The sequence below is a fragment of the Lacrimispora sp. genome, from assembly GCF_047605665.1.
In the GTDB taxonomy this organism is placed as follows: Bacteria; Bacillota; Clostridia; order Lachnospirales; family Lachnospiraceae; genus Lacrimispora.
The window spans coordinates 133966-153955 of sequence record NZ_JASGFH010000003.1; the positions used below are offsets into that span (position 1 = coordinate 133966).

General features: G+C 34.5%; 17 protein-coding genes. All 17 read right to left on the reverse strand.

The window, feature by feature from the left end:
- Positions 1–230: 230 nt before the first annotated feature.
- The 17 genes from QM657_RS03240 to QM657_RS03320 all read right to left on the reverse strand — a co-directional run bounded on the left by QM657_RS03240 (position 231) and on the right by QM657_RS03320 (position 19697).
- On the reverse strand, positions 231–1463 hold the full coding sequence (locus tag QM657_RS03240) for a 6-phosphofructokinase (RefSeq protein WP_415065100.1): 1233 nt from the start codon (positions 1461–1463) through the stop codon (positions 231–233).
- 265 nt (positions 1464–1728) lie between these two features.
- Entirely contained in the window at positions 1729–3450 is a 1722-nt protein-coding gene (locus tag QM657_RS03245) for a Na/Pi cotransporter family protein (RefSeq protein WP_415065101.1), read from the reverse strand.
- 205 nt (positions 3451–3655) lie between these two features.
- On the reverse strand, positions 3656–4510 hold the full coding sequence (locus tag QM657_RS03250) for a winged helix-turn-helix domain-containing protein (RefSeq protein WP_415065102.1): 855 nt from the start codon (positions 4508–4510) through the stop codon (positions 3656–3658).
- Positions 4511–4512: 2 nt separating this feature from the next.
- Positions 4513–6522, reverse strand: a complete 2010-nt coding sequence (locus QM657_RS03255) for an N-6 DNA methylase (RefSeq protein WP_415065103.1) — start codon at positions 6520–6522, stop codon at positions 4513–4515.
- A gap of 433 nt (positions 6523–6955) precedes the next feature.
- Complete coding sequence (locus QM657_RS03260; protein WP_415065104.1) at positions 6956–7156, reverse strand: hypothetical protein; 201 nt, start codon at positions 7154–7156, stop codon at positions 6956–6958.
- 168 nt (positions 7157–7324) lie between these two features.
- Positions 7325–8356 (reverse strand): virulence RhuM family protein, encoded by a 1032-nt coding sequence (locus QM657_RS03265; protein WP_415065105.1) that lies wholly within the window; start codon positions 8354–8356, stop codon positions 7325–7327.
- A gap of 486 nt (positions 8357–8842) precedes the next feature.
- Complete coding sequence (locus QM657_RS03270; RefSeq protein WP_415065106.1) at positions 8843–9337, reverse strand: hypothetical protein; 495 nt, start codon at positions 9335–9337, stop codon at positions 8843–8845.
- Positions 9338–9891: 554 nt separating this feature from the next.
- On the reverse strand, positions 9892–10701 hold the full coding sequence (locus tag QM657_RS03275) for a hypothetical protein (protein WP_415065107.1): 810 nt from the start codon (positions 10699–10701) through the stop codon (positions 9892–9894).
- A gap of 260 nt (positions 10702–10961) precedes the next feature.
- Complete coding sequence (locus QM657_RS03280) at positions 10962–11243, reverse strand: hypothetical protein (RefSeq protein ID WP_415065108.1); 282 nt, start codon at positions 11241–11243, stop codon at positions 10962–10964.
- A 402-nt stretch (positions 11244–11645) separates the two neighbouring features.
- Positions 11646–13607 carry a hypothetical protein gene (locus tag QM657_RS03285; RefSeq protein ID WP_415065109.1) on the reverse strand — a complete coding sequence of 654 codons (1962 nt, stop codon included), beginning with the start codon at positions 13605–13607 and terminating at the stop codon, positions 11646–11648.
- The gene (locus QM657_RS03290; protein ID WP_415065110.1) at positions 13604–14440 is read right to left on the reverse strand and encodes a TRAFAC clade GTPase domain-containing protein; all 837 of its coding nucleotides are present in this window, start codon (positions 14438–14440) and stop codon (positions 13604–13606) included. Before QM657_RS03290 ends, QM657_RS03285 begins: the two co-directional genes overlap by 4 nt.
- A 13-nt stretch (positions 14441–14453) precedes the next feature.
- Positions 14454–15440, reverse strand: coding sequence for a TRAFAC clade GTPase domain-containing protein (locus tag QM657_RS03295; RefSeq protein ID WP_415065111.1), 987 nt, complete (start codon positions 15438–15440; stop codon positions 14454–14456).
- Between the two features lie 3 nt (positions 15441–15443).
- Positions 15444–16511, reverse strand: coding sequence for a GTPase-associated system all-helical protein GASH (locus QM657_RS03300; RefSeq protein WP_415065112.1), 1068 nt, complete (start codon positions 16509–16511; stop codon positions 15444–15446).
- Positions 16508–17854 carry a metallophosphoesterase gene (locus QM657_RS03305; protein WP_415065113.1) on the reverse strand — a complete coding sequence of 449 codons (1347 nt, stop codon included), beginning with the start codon at positions 17852–17854 and terminating at the stop codon, positions 16508–16510. The genes QM657_RS03300 and QM657_RS03305 overlap by 4 nt, the downstream gene beginning before the upstream one ends.
- A 582-nt stretch (positions 17855–18436) precedes the next feature.
- On the reverse strand, positions 18437–18604 hold the full coding sequence (locus QM657_RS03310; protein WP_415065114.1) for a recombinase zinc beta ribbon domain-containing protein: 168 nt from the start codon (positions 18602–18604) through the stop codon (positions 18437–18439).
- 155 nt (positions 18605–18759) lie between these two features.
- Entirely contained in the window at positions 18760–19290 is a 531-nt protein-coding gene (locus tag QM657_RS03315; protein ID WP_415065115.1) for a hypothetical protein, read from the reverse strand.
- 224 nt (positions 19291–19514) lie between these two features.
- Positions 19515–19697, reverse strand: a complete 183-nt coding sequence (locus QM657_RS03320; protein ID WP_415065116.1) for a hypothetical protein — start codon at positions 19695–19697, stop codon at positions 19515–19517.
- Between the last annotated feature and the right edge of the window lie 293 nt (positions 19698–19990).

Below are 19990 nucleotides of genomic sequence, written 5' to 3' on the forward strand. Positions count from 1 at the left end.
ATAAGTTTCTGCATCAGAATCAGTGGCTTCACATGCTTTGAGTGTGTAATCCAGCCGCACACCCAAAGCTATAAAACCATTTTTTTAATTCCATTTTCTCTTTTATCAGGAAGCCTGAATATGAACTTTTTGTATTCCTGTTTATCAGGCTGCAACTACCTGCCTATTGCAGTTATTTTACAAGACTTTATTTAAATATTTATACACGACTGAACAACAGCGGAAATGGCTTATATCGAACGGAACAAATGTCTGGGAATACCATCTACCATGACCGGAGATACATCACCCTGAATCAGAGGACGAACATAATTAATAAATGCATCCGTTACATAGTTTCCTTCTTCATTGACCCAGTTTCTGGGAACTAGCTTCTCATCGTTAGCTATTTTATGGACATCCTTTAATTCTGTGCCGCTCTGATATGGGTCGTCTGAGAGGCGGTTCAATATTACCATTTTGCCGGAATCCCCTTCGTCGGCAGCTTTTACTGCTGCACCGCCTACCTGATACGCTTCCAGAATATCTACCCGTGAGGCGCAGTGTGACGCTGCGCGCTGTAAGCTGCTGAGCTCGATAGCGCGTGTTTTGCAGCCAATCTCTCCTGCAATATAGCTCACCAGATAATTTGCGGTACCAGAAAGCTGTCTATGGCCAAATGCGTCTACAAAATCAACGCTTTGACCAAGCTCACATACATAACGTCCATCTTCAAGGCGTATGCCTTCCGATACAGCCACCACAACTGATGATTTTTTTGAAAGAATCTCCCGTACCTTAAGGGAAAATTTCTCTATATTAAAAGGCAGTTCGGGAAGGTAAATCAAATCGGGGCCAGCGCAGTCCTCACCTCTTGCAAGAGCAGCGGCTCCCGTCAGCCAGCCGGCGTTGCGCCCCATAATTTCCACAATTGATACGAGTCCCTTTTCATATTCCAGGCAGAAACTGTCCCGTATAATTTCCTTTACTGAGGTTCCGATGTACTTTGCCGCACTTCCAAAACCTGGCGTGTGGTCGGTAAGGGAAAGGTCATTGTCAATCGTCTTGGGGCAGCCGATGAAACGGGTTGAGTGTCCGGTGACAATGGCATAGTCAGAAAGTTTCTTAATGGTGTCCATAGAGTCATTTCCGCCAATATAAATAAAGGCTTCAATCTCAAGCTTATCAAGAATGCTGAATATCTTTTCGTACACTTCCTTATTCTCGTGGATTCCCGGAAGTTTATAGCGGCAGGAACCTAAAAAAGCGGCAGGAGTTCTTTTCAGTAATTCTGCATCCAGTTCCGTGACGATGAACTGCGCTAAATCAACATATCTTTCCTGCAACAGTCCCTGAATACCATGGAGCATTCCATAAACCTTGCCGGCCCCCCGGTCTTTGGCTGTACGGTATACCCCCGCTAGACTTGAATTGATAGCAGCTGTTGGCCCACCTGATTGTCCGACGATTACATTTCCCTTCATGCATGTACCTCCCTCTCTAAATGACTGTTACTCATATTTAATGCAAGTTATTTTATAAAAATAATTCGTATTAATATTTTAGTGTATTATAACCAACTTGTAAACTATTAAAAAAATAAAATAGTGGAAATATACAAAAATCGGCATGGTTTGATATAATAGCACAAGGAATTGACAAATTCCACGTGGAGAAAGGGCATATCTATCTCAAATCCAGATTTAAATTCGGAGGTTTTCCACTTTTTATATTGGATTCCGGAGAAGATTAACGATCTGCATTTTCCTTTTTTTTCTTTTCTATCTCAATAGCCCGCAACGCTTCTGTTTTACTTCCGGTGGTGGATCGGATCGAGAAAGCAATGTTCACAATATGATCCGATACTCTTTGCAATGAAAACAGGACGGAATAAATGCTTTTTGATACCTCAACAGGGTACATTCCGGAACTAAGGCGTACCACATGTTCGTCACGCGTAGCGGATATTAGTTTTTTAATTTCCTTATGAAGGTTTGAAATCTTTTTAAAATTCACAGTTCTGCGCTTTGTAAACGCATCAAACCCCAAGTCGAACATTTCGGATATATGGCCGTAAATTAAGTCAAGCTCTTCTTTGGTCTGATCTAAAAACTTCACATTATTTTCTTTCATGTAGCTGGTTTCTTTAACCAGAAGTACCGCGTAATCGCCCAGACGCTCAATATCGTTTGTTACATGATGCAATCCGCCGATCAGTTTTTCGTCATCAGCAAATTTAGTAACTGATGAAATTTTGATAAAAAAGTTTGTGAGCTTATTTGTTAAGAAATCAATACGATATTCCGTATCGGCAATTTTTTTGCTTTCACTCATATCTTCGTTGATCAATGAAGCATAGGAACGGTCAATATTCTCCTTTGCAAGAGTCGCCATATCGTGCAGTTCCTTTAATGCCTGTTCAATGGCAACCGCTGGAGTTTGCAGGAAACGCTCATCAATATATGACAACTCTTCCAGCTTCTGTTGCTTATCTTTCACTAAACTTGTGACTAAATTGACTAACGGGTCCATAAATATGAGTAACACTAAGGTGTAAAGAGTATTATAAATTAAGTTAAATGTTGCAAGGCTGAACTGGGGTTTGCCGGGGAAGAGACTTTCAAACATATCTCTGATGGGTGTTCTGAAAAGAACCAGAACAATCGAAAAAACCACAGCACCAATTACGCTGGTAATCAGATGGAATAATGCGATACGTTTCCCGTTGGCGTTCGTGGACAGAGAGGCCATAATGCCGTCGCTGCAGGTTCCTATATTTGCTCCCATCACTAAGAAAAATGATTGATCGATATTGTGAATAACTCCCGCAGCCAGGAAAGCGATAAAAACACCAGTTGCTGCCGTAGAGGACTGTATGATACCTGTAAAGAGAATTCCTAATATCACCAGCAAGATGGGATTTTGCATGATTTCATATTTGAACACTTTAGAGAGCTGGATGCTCAGAGTTGAATCTGATCCTCCGATTGCGGTTTCCATCACTTCCATTCCGATAAACAGCATTCCAAATCCGATTAAAAATGGCGCAATTTTATTAAGGGTTTCGTTATTAGTGGAAAAAATGATCATGACGCCGACAAACGCAACCGCTGCAAAAACAGAGCTGATGCTAAAGCCGCCTTTGCTGACGCCTGAAAGGGCAAACATAAACGCAGTAAGAGTGGTGCCCACTTTTGCGCCTAAGATAAAACCTGAACCTTGCTTGACTGTTACAATATTCGCATGAGCGAGTCCGACTGTCATGATCGAAGCGGCTGAAGAAGATTGAACAAGTACGGTAGCCCCGATTCCGATTCCGTAATTAACGACTCTGTTTTTATTGATCTTTTTGAAAAGATTCCGTATTCCTGATCCTGCGCTTCGTTCCAGACCAGAGCTCATCTGCTTCATTCCAAACATAAATACAGCGACTCCGCCTAACATAAGCAGTAAATTCATTATAATTTCCATTATACTTTTTCCTATCTTTATTATTTATTTCTTACTTTACCTTGTATAGCAGACAGCATTTTTTTGCTTGCGGTGTAAGGTATTCTTCATACTCCATGGCAAAAGCTGGTCTTCACCTCACCTTATTTATCAAATTAGCATTTTCCGGCCTTAACTCTACATCAACCGCAAATATTCGCTAAATATAAAAAATAAATTCATCATATCACAAAACCCCATAAATCCAATAAAGTTCTCCTATACTAATATGTCTTCCTATAATTGAATTAATCTCAAATTCCCGAGATAAAAATAGTTTAGAAACCATCCATTGAACATCTTCTTTCAGCCCATAATGGATTTGATTATGGCAATTACTACAGAGTGAAAAAACATTCTGTTCTCTATCAAGATTTACACCAAAGTAATCAGTAAACGACATCGGGATCAGATGATGAGGCTCCATATACAAAGTTGTACTATTCCTTCGCAGAAATGATCTATGTGTTGGCTCTATCTCACATAAATGCCCCGCTCTTTTAAGTGCCTGTATTGACACAGAATAGCTTCTCAAATAGTTCCTATGTTGTGTGGAAGGATTTAGTATCGCTCCTATTGGCTGCGGCTCATTTGAAAGATAAATTAACTTGTCTGCTGAATTATTACCAGTTTGGGATATGTGTTCTATAAGGCACTGTTCTTGTTCTACTTCGGCAGATATCTGTACAGAAAATATCTTTTGAAAGAAAACGGGTGTAAAGCAGATATGGGCATCTAATTTTAACTTTTTAGCTTCCTCAACCATTAACGCAAGTTGGTTTTTTCCATCCTCCGTAATTTCCCATGTCCCATCTGTACAATTTTTCATATATCCAAATTCTTTCAGATGCTGTCGTTCATATGAGAAATTGTTTCTCCACACATTTTCATTACGAGAAGACCTTATTTTATCGTTTTGGTCATTCTTAAACCAATAGCAGCTATCATTTATATACTGCAGTACATGCCTTCGATGCCCACCTCCGCCTAATTCATTTAACGTGAAAAGAAGTACAAGCTGCATTTGTTTCTGTTGATTCATCTTTATTTCCTCTTCTTTTGTAGGTACAACACTGGATATGTAATGAAGTGTTCAATCAGCAACTGTATAAAAGCTTCAATCTTTGCATTTATTTCTTTATTCTTATTTGCTACTTGAATATTAGATAAGTTGAATATAGTTTCTCCAATCCTGTGCTGCATTTCTAAATCAGGATAATAAACAGATATGGAAGAAAGCCTATCTATATTCATATTTGCACGAGTTGTGTACACTGGAGAAACCTTTTCTACTTCTCGTCGGTATATCGTACTGCGAAAATAGCCTGCCATATAAAGTGGATCAAGAAGTGCGTCGTTCCTAGGGCGCAACCGCTTAACATAGTTTCCATAAACCGCATTACAGTCTTTCGTTGCAACACTGCAACAGGCAAGCTCACCAATCGACTCACTAGTTCGATTTAATAAAACATCACCACGCTTTATACTATATTTTTCTATTTCCTCCTTAGATACCGCGACAAACGATGATAGCATATCTGGGAGAAATGGATGACGCAGGATAGTTTTTACATCCACCATCGGTGTTCCATGACCAAATGATTCCTTTCCTTTCAAAACACCACCAAATATGTCATATAAGTCTGGCAAAAACGCCCATTTCCAGTCAAAAGAAATCTTCTTAGTCTTCCATTCTTTTATACATGCACGCAAAGATTCATCAGTAAAATAAGGATATAATGTGTCAACCATAGTTTCAAACCGCAACCTATTTTCTCGTATAGATAGTAATGGTAATGATTCCTTTTTGGTGTAGAAGTTAGGGCTTAACTTATAATTGTTTTGCTCGATTTCCGCTAAAGAAACAATTGCATATAATTCAGTTTTCTCTCGCAAGATTCCCATCCGATACTGTTGTATTACTTCCAGCAGCTTTTGAATATCTATGTGATTTTTTTGTTTCAACTTCATGCGATTGGCATCAATTAAGAGTATATCTTTACTGGGCTTAGAGATTTTATTTATTAGCCAAATACAACAGGGGATTTTAGTATTGTAAAAAAGTCCTGCTGGAAGCGTGATAATACATTCTATTAACTGGTCACAAAGAATTTTTTGACGTATCTTATATTCCTGCTGATTTTGGGTTGTCAAAGTGCCATTGGGCAATATGATTGCTGCGTATCCATTGTCCGTTAGATGACTAATAATATGTTGAATCCATGCATAATTTGCATTTTTACGCGGTGGTAAGCCATATATCCATTTATCAAATCCTATAATATTCATTTTACCACACCAGTCACGATGGTTAAATGGTGGATTGGCAATGATATAATCAAATTTACGATTTGCATGTAAATCTTCAAGTAATGTATTGGCTGGGCGATCTCCTAAATCAGCATATAAACCATGCAGAAAAAGATTCATCAAACATATTTGATAAGAAGCGCTATCCAATGTCTGACCAAACAATTTTAACTCCCTATCAGAGAATAAGTGAGCTGCTCGGCCTAACAAAGCACCACTTCCACAACAAGGATCATAAATATTCCCTTGACTTTTTATATTTAGCATTTTCAACATAAACTCAACAACACTTAAAGGTGTATAGAAATCGCCATACAGAGAAGCAGTTGCTTGTAACTCTTTGGATAATCCATATTCATAGAGAGTAGGCAAAGAAAAATCATCCAAAGAAACATCTGACAATAAATCAACAATTTCACAAAAAGCCGATTTGTCTATTTTCACAAATTGTAACTCATCTTCCAACATCTCAAAAATAGATAAACGCGGAGTTATCAATGTCATTGCATATCTAATTACAGCAACATAATCTTCAGAATTTGAATTTATTGCATTAACAACAATATCCCAAGGCGTTTCATTTAGTGGTTCTCCAATATCATTATCTATTAAAAAATCATATAATGTTAGTTGCTTATAAATTGGTTTAAATATTTTAGATGCTTGTCTGATTAACAATAAACACTTCCAAACATTTAAATCTAAGCAAGAAATAAGTTGTATAATTTTTTTATTTTTTATCATGTCTTATTGTTCCCTCTTATGGCATTTAAAAAAGTTAAAATAAATTATATAAATATTTTTTTATTTATTTCTATGTACCAAAAACAAAAATCTCTCTTTCACTTTTAATTTCATTTTATTCATACATACCATTTAACACAAATTCAACTCTTTGGCCAAAATGTTCATTTTCTTTACCCCACCACAGTAACCGGAAACATATTCCAGTAAAACTGACCACGAAAAACACATCTACATATCTTTCTCAAACCCCCGAATCGCTTTGATTTACTGGTCTTTCTTCTCCAGCAGCACAACCGTCTCCACATACCTTGTTGCTGTAATTCGGATGACCGCAATATCTGATATCTCCTCGGTGGCAGGACATATTTTCAGCATCATATCAGATGTGAGAGCCTTAAATTTCCATAAAGCGTGTGATTTCTAAACAGAATTACTCATCATCACTTTCTAAAAACAGATCAAAACCACTCTTGAATAATTGGTATTGCACAATACAGTGTTTTTCATCTTCACCAGCAGTATGTGCAATTTTTGCACATACTGAATTCTCCTCTAATTGATCGTCCAAAAATACCTTTTTTAAATATCTTGTAATCACTAAACGATCATCCCCGTACAGTTCTGCCATCATTCTTTATGTCAATCATATATTTTCATCTATATACACTACAACAGGAATACTGTCTGACCCCTATACCTTACCATCCCACACTGAAATTAGACATAGCATTCATTAAAAAAATTTTTATAGTTGCTTCCAACAGTTTCAACTATCCGGAACTTCCGAATAGTTCACCCTTTACATTCTAGAATTATTGTTTTTACCTTTTTGTTCTAATGACTTTATACTATCCAAGTAATCTTTCTCCACATTACTAAGCGTTTTTGTCTTATATCTCTTGTATTCTGTCTGTGCCTTTTCCATAGCCTGAAGATGGCTAACGGTCCCATTTCCCATGAGGAGATTCTCTCCCGTTGAAGACAAAATTCCATCAAGATGTTTTGCCCAATCATCCATTGTCATGGGGATTCCTCTTTCTGCCTGTCTCTCCGCAAAGTCCAAATACCCCGAAACAAGTTGTCCCATAGCTCGTAATTCTTTTTCATTCAGATAATTCTTTGCTATTTTTGCTTCGCGCAGTGTAGGCTGGTCACCTAAAAACGTCATCAGCCCCATAAAATCTTTTTCTGCATCCGCACGATGGTAAATTACCTCAGCTGCAGTTTCTCCGGAAACGGCATAATGAATTTTATTCTGTACTTTCTTAAAAAATTGAACGGATACCTCTGCCTTGGGGTTGTAATCAACACTGGTTGCATAGATTTCGAGTACCTGACGGTAAAACACCTTTTCAGACGCCCGGATATCTCTAATTCTTTCAAGCAGTTCCTTGAAATATCCGCCACCACCCAGTTCTTTCAGACGCTCATCATCCATCACAAAGCCCTTTTTAATGTATTCCTTTAATATGCATGCTGCCCATATACGGAACTGTACACCACGCTGAGATTTCACACGATATCCGACAGAGATGATAACATCAAGATTGTAATATTCAACCTGATATGTCTTCCCATCAGAAGCAGTTGTTGCAAATTTTGCAACAACTGAACTTCTAAACAATTCACCTTCATCAAAAACATTTTTAATATGCCTTGAAATTGTGGATTTATCTCTTTGAAACAAATCAGCCATCTGTTCTAACGACAGCCACACTGTTTCATTCTGCATATTGACACTTATTTTCGTCAAACCGTCTTCCGTTTGATAGATTATAATTTCTCCATAGTTATCCACTGCATCATCCTCCAACCATTCCCCCGATTTCATATTTCTCAGTGTCTTTCCCTCCTCAGCAACCCACATAATTGACGTATTATCACTTGTTATCCATTCTCCGTTGCAACAGGATTACGGTCTCCACATGCCTTGTTGCTGTAATTCTGATGACGGTGGAGCCTGGTACCCCCTTGGTGTCAGAGTATATTTTCAATAATACCGCCGCTCAACCTTTCCTTTTTTATAAAATAGCGGTCTTAATCATAACATGATAACTATCATTTTTCGATATAATCTAATAAAATAATAGCTACCAACAATAAGACCCTCAGCATACTGAGAATTTTAGTTTTAGCAGTTTTAAGCAGAAACCGATATCTCGCTTTCTGCTTATCATTTCTTTTTGTAAATTGGATTTTAGTAGCTTAGTATTAAAAAGTGTTTGGTTATTTTCGGACATACTTTTTTGACTATTCCCTGGTTTTTGTTGCATAGTAAGTGAAAAAACACTATCATTTCTAACAATGTTGATAACTGCTATTTGTTATTATAATCCTTTTTTAAAGCCGTAAGTATTGCTTTTTCAACAATATCGTTTGTAATAGTATTTGTATCGCTAATTTCTAAAATGGTTTCCTCTTTTATATTACCTTTGTTACCATAGCGTCGAACGATAAGCTTTATATTTCCGTCTGAACGATCACCTTTTTTACGCCCATTTGTTCTCGCGTTTATTATTGCGATGACAAAATCTACAACACTCTTACTCAGAGTAAGTCCCGCTGTTCCAAGTGCAATCCAAGCTAATACTTCCGGGCCACTTTCATGTTCTTCATAACCACAATCAAACTGGTGTTTTTCCATGTAGTCATAGATTTCTTGATATGCATTAGGAGAATGTTCATTGTGAAAACACCCACTGTAAACACCAATTTTAATTGAAATAGGAAAACCTTGTGCATCAGAAGTTCTGTACTCATCCAACCGCTTTCTAAAATCTATTTCCCAATGCCCTTTGTCTTTATAGTCCATATGAAACCTCCTCTCGTATTCAGGTCATTATGCCACGCATTTTACTCTTTTAATACGCACAATTTGTAAACATTGCTACATTATAAATTGGTTTATTTCTTTTAAGTTTCATTTGGCTTAGTGGTCATGATGCAGTAAAGCTCCGTATTATTCGAGAATTCATCGTCAAGGGGTAGCATCACATTTCCATCTAAAGTTCTACTACTATTTATCAGGTGTTTCTGCGTTGCAACAGGGTATGGACTCACATGCCTTGAGTAGACAATAAAGATGAGGCGAGGATCCTCTGACTCCTTGGTGGAGGGGTATATTTTTGAAACAGTCACCTGGACAGACCGCTTTTTCAGTGTTTTGCCGTCTGCTTTTCTTTACAGCTTAAGTAAAATTGAAAGCAATAAAACCTTCAAAAGCAGGTTGGCATCTTGAAGGCTTTATTCGATACAATTACTTATCTTTGTCATCAGGTTCTTAATTAGCATCAGCAATAAGCCTGGAAAAATCAACAGCGTTCTTTCTCGTAATGACTGGCTTTCCCGTATCCGCTTCAATTTCTTTTACTCTACACAGAATAAATCTTTATAAACAGAATCGTTATATGGTACAAACCTTTCTTTTAACCCGTCTGATGTAATTTTCTCGCGTAAGTAGACATAGACATTCTTATTCTTATCAAGATACTTTTTTACTATTCTTCCATTACTCCTTTTGATTACAGCATCTATATTTGAATACACACGTAAATTTTCATGTTGAACAAAATCAATCTGTAACATACTTTCTTTAAATCCTTTACTTATGATAGCTTTTCCATAAAATATTCTAAATTTATCAAACTCAACGGTGGATTGTAAATCAACAAATAACTCATTTAAGCTTAATAGTTCATTATCCACCATAATGATTTTATCAGTATGATTAATCTCGGCATCACTATACAGATCCACAAAGCTAGCTACCGAATAAAGGTTTCTACTTTCTCGCTTAGTTCCAGCTAGTTTTCCATCAGTTCTCTTATGTACTCTGTTGATCGGTGCATCTTCATTACCTTGATGTACACCAATGTCAGTTCTTGCTTTATTAACTGATTTTATCATTTTTATAAAGCCATTTTTATTTATCGTTGTTTTAGCACAATTCTTTTCCTGTTCTATTTGTGTTTTTTCTTCATCTGATGATATCTCTGTACATCCAATAATGTGTAATTCATCATTACTTGAAGGCCTAAAATAATATTTCTTACCATTCAAAATCCCCCAGTTTGAACATGTTAATCCAATTTTACAATTTTCATCGCAGCATATAAACGCTCTCTTATCGTTTAATTCCTTTCTGTATGCTAATGAACTTGCTTTCTTAGCTGTCATCTTATCCTTTTTTCTAGACTGTATGCTCGTTCTGACATTATTCTTTCTCCGCATTATATAGTTTTTTAAAATTCTGCCATATCATCGAAATAAAACGATTTATTAACATAATAAAAACTCTATGGCCTTAAGCATCGTATCAGAAACTCCTATACAAACCTCTTTATCTTCCAAAAACCCATAAATCTTTATTAGTTCACTAAATCTGTCCTGTCGACCGCCACTTTTTACAAGAAAGTCACCATACTATTTTTTGATTTTTAATTTTTCAGTGCAGAGATAACCGTCATCCAAAAATACCTACTATTATAAGATTGTTGAGTACTACTTGGATAATGCGTTTTATTAAGTAAAGTTAATACTAAATCTATGTTTCCGCAAATATCATAGTACTTTTTAATAAGCAAATCATTAATTTCGAAGTTCTCCAGTAAATAATTAGATTCTAATTTCTTAAATAACTCGTCAAGTTCAGATTCTTCATATATTCCTTTCAGAATATCCAATGTTTTTACTTCCGGTTCTTTTTTAGCAGTATACAATTATATCGTTGAAGTTGTCTCCCTCTCTTTGGTACTGGTTGCCGGTTTGCCTTGGATCAGCAAATATTCCTGCAAAGCTCCATTTAGGATTCACAGCTATCTTCTCGGTATAGTACTTCACTTGGGCGTCATACCTGTTTTCCTGCTGTTAAAAGCGTATGCTTACCCTGCAGCAGGCAACCACCTTGAGTTATTTTTGCTCAACTCATACATGCCTATCGTGCTTTGGGCTTGGTGGAATTATAGTGATTTCTTTTTGTTCTGACATTTAAAATACCTCTTTAGATTTGATACTGCCATTCTATTATACAAAATCAAATCTAAGGAGTATACTAAAGCTAATACTGAAATAGTGATTATAACCTTCAAAAAAATTAAAGAATGTTTGGACTAGTCTTTATTCTACAGTAAGTGAAGATCCAACTCGTTATCATTATATTTATTTAATAGTTTAATGTCGTATCCCTTTTTCTTAATTGCCTTTCTTAATCTTTTGCATCTATCCCATTGATTAAATACAGTTACTGGTGGTAATGATCTCTGAAGTTTTTCCCACTTTTCTTCTGGATAAGCAAGTTTTGATAGACGATCATGAACATTGGGCACAGCAAATGATACAATTTCATACGGAAACATATCCTTGCTACATATTATAAATGGCAAATAAAAATCTGCTATTTCATTTTTTTGATATTCATTTAGGCTATTTATGTCAAATAATGAATACGCTGAAATCAACCTTTTTGATGACAGTTTATCTGTAAATGGATTAACTATCCTCATTAATTCAAATATTTGTTCAAAATTAAATCTTTCTAAATCCATTTCAAACAAATTTGCAGCAATATGAGAATGTTGCTTACATAATTCGACCATTTTAGAAGTATCATTATGACGCAGATATTCTATGCCAAGTAAATATTCAAGAAAAACAGATATGGCTGCTTCACCCCATATATTATATATCTCACCAGAAAAATCGAACTCACTATCATCTAGAATAATTCGAAGCACTTTATTATCTAGCCTATTTTCCTTTTTACAAATTTGCAAAGAGTTCAATATTCCATGTTGGAAGCCTCTAGATTGCTTCCAAATGGCATCACACTCAGCTAATGTCGAATTAATTGCGATTAGAACATTACAAACACTGTAATCCATATCTGAAAATTCTTCAAAAGAACTCGGAGACAATAAGCTAGCGTATATTGGTAAATATTTCTCTTGTAGTGGTGAATCATCAATTTTAACAAGATATTGCACTATTTTTTTTGAACCGATAAAATCTGTAGAAAACCCTTTTTGAATTAATAATTCTAAAGTTTCTGGTAGCACATCGATCCAGAGAAACTTTATTGTTGCAATAACTATATTTGAATACGCAGTATATATGCCCCATTCTTGAAAAGCACCTTGAAAATATAGTTCAAGTAATTTGTTTCCTATTATTGACCTATCTTCTCTAAAAAGTTTATCTATTAACTCCAACGAAGCATAGATATCAATGGAGTTTTTTTCATTGTAAAAGCAAGAATACAATTTTATGAAGGATGTAAGGCTTACTTCGCTTAAACTCCCATCACATAATAGTTCTTTAAACGCTAAAAATTTACTCCACTCTCCATTTATCAAGATCGAATGTGTATTTATTACCCATTGTGGAAACTTCTGCACATCATCTATGCTTTTCATTAATGTAATATTACTTGATAAATGGCTTAATTTATTCCGAACTTGCTTTGTGCAGAACTGTAAGCTAATTAGATTGCTGTTATCACTTTTTATAAAACTTGTTCCTGTAATAAAGGAATAGTCATAACTTAACTCGCTGTAGCACATGAACCAAATAAACAAAAGTTCCTTAATAAATTCTTCCGAGTCTTTTGTTACAATATAATTAGGTGGAGTTTGACCAATCATAATCCAAATTAGATACTGAATTTTTTTATCATCATATTTCTGCAATATATCTTCATGTGTATTAATTACTAATGACTCAGAATATTTTGTTTGACTCTCACTAATACCAGGACGTTGGAATTTGGCTAATAACGCATTGATATTAGCAGCACAAAATGCCAAGTCCTTGATAGGTATTAATAGCGAATGTGTCCATACACAGCCGGGTCTAGACATTTCGGGTGCATACCATGTTTTTGATAATACTACCAGCTCTTCGTTTTCAAGATGGTATCCAGAATAGTAAAAATCAAATCCATCTGTAACATCCGTCCCCGAAAGATCGCTCAAAATATCCATTTTCCTCTTTGAGTCATCCGATAATAAAATAGATGCTTCTAATAAATGGTGACCATTAGAGTAGCCATGTAATGTTTGATGAATAATTATACTCTTTTCGTTCATTCCATATCACCCATTAATAGATATAAAGGAAGTGTTAAATCGCAGCCTTGATAGCCATCATTCCCTTCAACAAAAATCCTTTCGTAAGGATACTCCTTATCTAACAATAAATCTTTCTTATCAAAGCTGCCTCCTTGAGCACTAATTCCCCAAGTTTGATATTTAATAATATCATCATTTGATTGGCAAAATTGCCATAACATATTCATTCGTTGCTCAAGAAATTGCTCTGGCTTAATATCATTCAAGCTAGATTTTATTAAATCCCATGCAGAAAACATGAAGCCTATCTTAAGCATCTTGTTTTTTCTTATGAACAGAATAAACTGTAGTAATTCAATCACCTGTATTTGAATAGGATCATCTTTTTTAGGATTACGATTTATAATATCATTATTAATTGCTGGAGTGCTTGAATGAAGAAAAGTTTGCTCTGAAATCAATCCCAAAAGTTTAATGCTATTCACATTTATAAAGAAAAGTACTGCATCCGCATCTTCTATATATTTCACAACTTCTTCTGAAATTTCACGCATTTCATATTGGCTTTGAAATGTTTCTCCAGACAAATCGGGAAGTTGTAAATCAAAAGTAGTCTTATTAGGCAACTCTAATTTAATGCTTATACTTGCTTGCTCGCCAGATGGCACTGTCCTTTCCAGAGGCTCCATATTAGCCCATTTATTGCTAAGATTCGCAAGATATTGTCCATTTTCAATTTTGTTCAATTTTAACTTAGCATCAGGGTCATGATTTATAAGATTCCATAAAGCTGCAAGAAAAGTAGTTTTACCCGCACTAGGTAAACCTGCTATAAAACATTTTTTATACATAGCTTCAACCTCCCTACATTTTATAAATAAGCTTATTAAACTCTGAATCCAATTGATAGTCAATCATATATGATTCAACAACTTGATTATCAGTGCGCGGTTTATTCCATGTGCTAAGCAGCTCCTCAAGACCATAACCAACTTCAAAATCACCTGGTTCTGGCATAGCAGCTACTTTATGAAGGGTTACTTCACTTACATATTTCTTTAACAAATCAACTATACAGTCAAGACGTTTATCAATCGTGGTTTCCAGATTAGCATCATCATTCTTTTTAATAATATCATATTTACTAATTAGAACTTGCACCCTTGTAGATGACGAATATAGCTTGGCATCAAATATCGTCCGTGCCATATTATAAGCTTGATCTATTACACCATTTCTTTTATTTTTGTCAGCAAGCTGTTTCCCGTCAAGGATAAAAACATAACTATCAACCGACTTTAAATAGGGCATCTTTTCAGAAATTGTTTCTACATTACCTAAATGTGAATAAATTTCCTCACCCGAGATGTCCCCAAATAAATAATTGGTTTTTGTTTTTGTTGTACTATCATACAATTTAAGATGCAGAAATATCTCGTCAGCAAATCTACTTGTTCGTGGCGTTGTTGCTGTTTCTTTTTTACACTCTAATCTAGTGTAAAATGATCTTTCTTCATAGCCAAATAAACTTTGAGACCCCGCAAAATATAACCCTGCAAAAGGCTTCCGTTGAAACAATTGATATATGGTTGTCTCAATTGTGGTTTTACCACTGTCGAATGGGCCTATAAGAATAATCATTTTGCTAACTTCTGAGGCAGTAATGGGGTATGTTTCTGCTACTGTTAATGCAAGTCCATGTGGTAACTTTATGAACCCGCTTCTCCCATCTTCTTCAATGATTTCATTTGAATCTAATGTTTCAATATCGTCATTTATAAGTTTATCAATATCCGAGGATTGCTCAACTTCTAACGTTGGCATTTTGTTTTCTACATTATTATCTTCCATAACTTATTCACGACCCTCTATTTTAACAAGTAAGCACTCAAAATATAGCAATTTTGCCCATTCTAAAGTTTCATATTCTGTTGATTCAACATTAATAGAAAGTTTATTGGCAGCCATGCTTTTCCATACATCCGGTTGCTTTGCATCTAATGCACATTTTATTGAAAATAGTATCGGGGTATTTTCTTGTTTAACGCCATCCATTTGATAACACGAAAGAATAGATGATTTATGTGCATCGTCAATTGAATCCACCATTGTAACAAGCGAATATTTTTTTGTTTCTTTCTTGCAGGTATCTAACATTTTTTTTAGGAATGCTTCGAATGCATAAGGCCCCGGAATAACTTGTACAAAATCTGCTAACTCTTTTGATAGAAGCAAAGCAATATCTTTCTGTAAGGTTCCCTTTGTAATTGGTTTTTCTAATTCGTTGCTCCAGCTTCCAGTTATCCAAGATAAAATATCTGAATCCTCTTGTACAATATTAACAATCTCAAGAGTTTTATATTGATTTTGGACAATAATTTTAATGTCTCTAACTATTTCCGTTAAGGCATTTGAAAGCCCTACTATATGATTAGGCTCTAACACAGTTAATTCTTTTAGTGACTCAATGAGTTTATTTGAATTTACAGTGGAACAGTTTTGGTACTTTACTGACTTCTCTCTGATTTCAGCAGAAGTTTCACCAAAAACCTTATATGCTGCCTCTCCTAATTCAGGAACCAAAATTTCAACATTATACTTAGATACACACATTACCGCAAGTGCAATATGTAAACTTAGATCTGAGTCCTCCATAAGCTTCATTAAACAAATAGACGCTAGAAGCTCCTGTTCTTTTGTAAAATTAGCCTGAAATGATATATCAATATTTTGAAATATAGTAATAAACTCATTTTTAAATTCATCAGTAGCGTTTAATGAATATGCCATTTTTATAAGATTATAGATGTCAAATTCTTCTTGATCACAATATTCCTCTATTCCTTGCCATCTTTTTTCTAGTTGCTCAGGTTTTGATTCTGCACATACTCTAAAATACAACTCAGCAAATTGCTTTCTCATAAATTTCCCTCCATTTTATTTAATATCTTGTTGTGTAACTCAAAGAGTCTGTCTTGTTCTCTTGCACGGTTAATTGCTTCACCTATCATTTTCGAGTCCAATGTGGCTGAAGTTTCCTTTGTGATTAGTGATAACTGTGTAAGAATATTAATTTGCTCAATCCAAGATAGCTCATAAAAATCGTAAATAATTTTACGTTCATCTATTAACGCAGAAGTTTCGGTCACTGACATACTCTGTGTGCATAATTTAATCTCATCTTTAACGAACGCTTCTCTTTTACGATCTTGCAATGCAGATTTACGTTTGCGGTCTATATTTATTTCATGGGATATATGATTTTCACCGGAAGGGCAGGTACTATCGATGGCAAATGAGTCCCTGTCAGCTGTTAAACATCTAGGGTAGATTTCAACTTCTAATATCCGTTCATCAGTTTCTGTTTTACTGCTTATAGTAATCCAGTTGTACCGAGGTAACCAGTCAACAGTTCTAGTGGGATGTACAGCACCAGAATATAGTATTGCGTTTTCATCCATAATCTCTACAGATTGTGAATGCATATGTCCATACAACTGTATATCAGCCCTTTTATTTATACGTTGCAATATATCATCCTTGAATTTCCAACATTGGGGTGGATGATGACACATCAATAAAGTAGCTACGTCTGTTTCATAGCAAGGAATTTGAGCTTGTCCAATATACATTAGACGATCCGGCTTATCTTTTTGATGATCCGTTCTGTTAGATAAAAAAGATGAGTTTATCCCAACAACTCTAAGCTTCAGGTTCTCTTCAAGTACAAAATCCTTTTGCCAAAATATCTTATCTGTGGAAATATCGCATTCAAATCTTTTAGCAAACTCATTGTACTCGTCTATAGGTTTAAATAAAGCATTAAAATTATTGTCACTAATATATTTACTAAATGTTTTATCAGCGTCATCTATAGTCTCTTTTTCATCAACAGCATTTTGTGCTGCAAAGATTAAATCTGAACTATTTACTACATTCTGGTTAACATCATGATTGCCCGGAACACAATATACATCACTTGGTTTAATATGAAAAACATCACAAACTCTGTTAAGATATTCTTTGGCAATTTCATATTCTTCTATATTCCCTGAAAAAGCAATATCTCCAGTAACCAATATTCCTGCTACATTTTTTAAGTTTCCTCTTCCGTTTATTTCTAAATCTTTTATTATTGCTTCGCGCAAATCTTTATCTATATCTGATGGATCATTACTTGATTTCACAAAATGAATATCTGAAAGATGGATAAAAGATAATTGGGACAAATTTTTCACCTCGTTCACTAGTGTTTCAAAGTTCATTTAAATAAATTTAAACTCTATTCGTATTTGTTATGATTTCTATTTTTCTACACTAAATAATGCACAGTTCAGTAGAATGCAGACATTTAAGGAACCCAACTTCAAAAACTAGGCTCAAATATGGAGGTATAGTAGCCTTAACTGCAATTACTCATTATTGCTATTATTTGTGATTGAAAACATATCATCAGTTAGGTTAGCTAATTCTATTTTTGCTATTTCTAACAATTCATTTACTGTTGACAAAATGATACCTCCTAATTGAGATAATGATATAAACAACATTGTTATTACAATTGTATATCTTTTCCTAAAATTTTACAACAGCAAAACGTTATATTAGATACAATTTTACAGATAATTTAGAATTATAATAGCGAAACCGTCAACAATAAAGTCCTCTGCACTTTAAGGACTTTATTCTTAGCAGTTTAAATTCAACAGGAGCAGGAAATACACCCTGCTCCTGTTTTAATTCCTATTAATAGTAGTCCACTTTTGTTTTACTACAATCCCCGAACAAAATTATATCTTTAATTTTATTTTTATCTATAGATAAACCTTTATATTTGCCCCATCATATTAAATACCATCACAAATTAGTGCTGTGAGTTGTTCTTTTAACCATTCTTCATTTAACGTAGTAGATAAGTTACACTCATTTTTACCCTTTTCAATTCCAGTTGCACATCTCCATAACACTTTGACACGCTCGGTTCTTCTACGATAGGATGCACCACAATCCCACATGCTAATAGATTACCTATTGATGCATATTTAGTTAAAGATAAAAGCTTCTGACAATAAAACTCTCAGCGTACTGAGAGCTTTAGTCTTAGTGATTTACAATAAAATACTATTTCTAGTTCTACCATCATCTCTCCTTATAGATTAGGATTTATCTACTACTTAATATCAATTAATCTATCTTTTCCATCTACATCTCGATAATATATTTTCTCTGCTATAATATGTTTTCTTCTGGTTATAGATACATAATAATCTCTTTGCCCCGCCAATACACTTAGCGACATCATCATAAAAATAACACACATTACTGTAAAAATATTAATATCTTTCCATGTTGAATATTGAACACCTAAAAAGATGGAGGCAAATATCATTAAGAGTGACAATATTAAATTTGCCATCCCATAGAATGAATAATAATAATTTATTCCTTTTAAATGCTTTATGAATATCTTATTGTCCTTTAAAACAATATATTTTGATATCGGCCTTATAATAAACAAAGCACTTAAAAATGTAATTTCAACAAATATATACATCAGTTGAAATGACTCAATATTGTAGATATGTAGAAATGCCATTATAGACTGTTTCTCTTTTGCATCAAGTGACTGATCCAATAAAAGGGCTCCAAAAAGTAGAGCATACTGGAATAAAGTAGTAAAAAACGCTCCATTTTCGTTCATCGAAAGTTTATTAACAAAAATTCCGTTTAATCCCCAAAATGCCTGTCCAATTGAAAATATCTCAAACAGGAACACGAATAAAAAAATAAATATTTGGTACTCTGTTGGTAATAAAATTTTAAAATCTTTTTCTATAAACTTGATTAGTAACGGAGTTACAAAAAAACAAAACACTACAAAAGAAAAATATGGAAAGAGACATATTATTTTCTTCAAAGCATCTTTTATAAATTAAACAGACTTTCTCTGGCATTATCCATAAGCTTCTTCCTATCATCGTATTTTTCCAGAAAATCACTCCCATTAATCTCTATCCAAATGCCAACATTGAAAAAGAAAGAGGTACAAAAAATAAAAAAACCAATTATAGAAATAATAGAAATATTTGAATCCAATTTTATTGTCATAAATTCACCCCCATTTAGAAAATGAAAATGTCTGATCTATATTTTTCTTATACTATCTATATTTTACTTCTAAAAGTATATTTTAACTTTGTATCTCTTTTGAATAAATATGCCTTTCTATGTTTTCAATATTTCTTTTTCAACTTAACCAGCTTGCTCTACAATCTATTCATATGTTGAGATAACTTCTCATCCAACAAATATTACTTGCATTCTGATGCAAAGATATTTAGATTCTTTAGAAAAGTAAGAATATCCCAAAAGAGTACCTTCAGCTGATCAGGAGGGAAAAG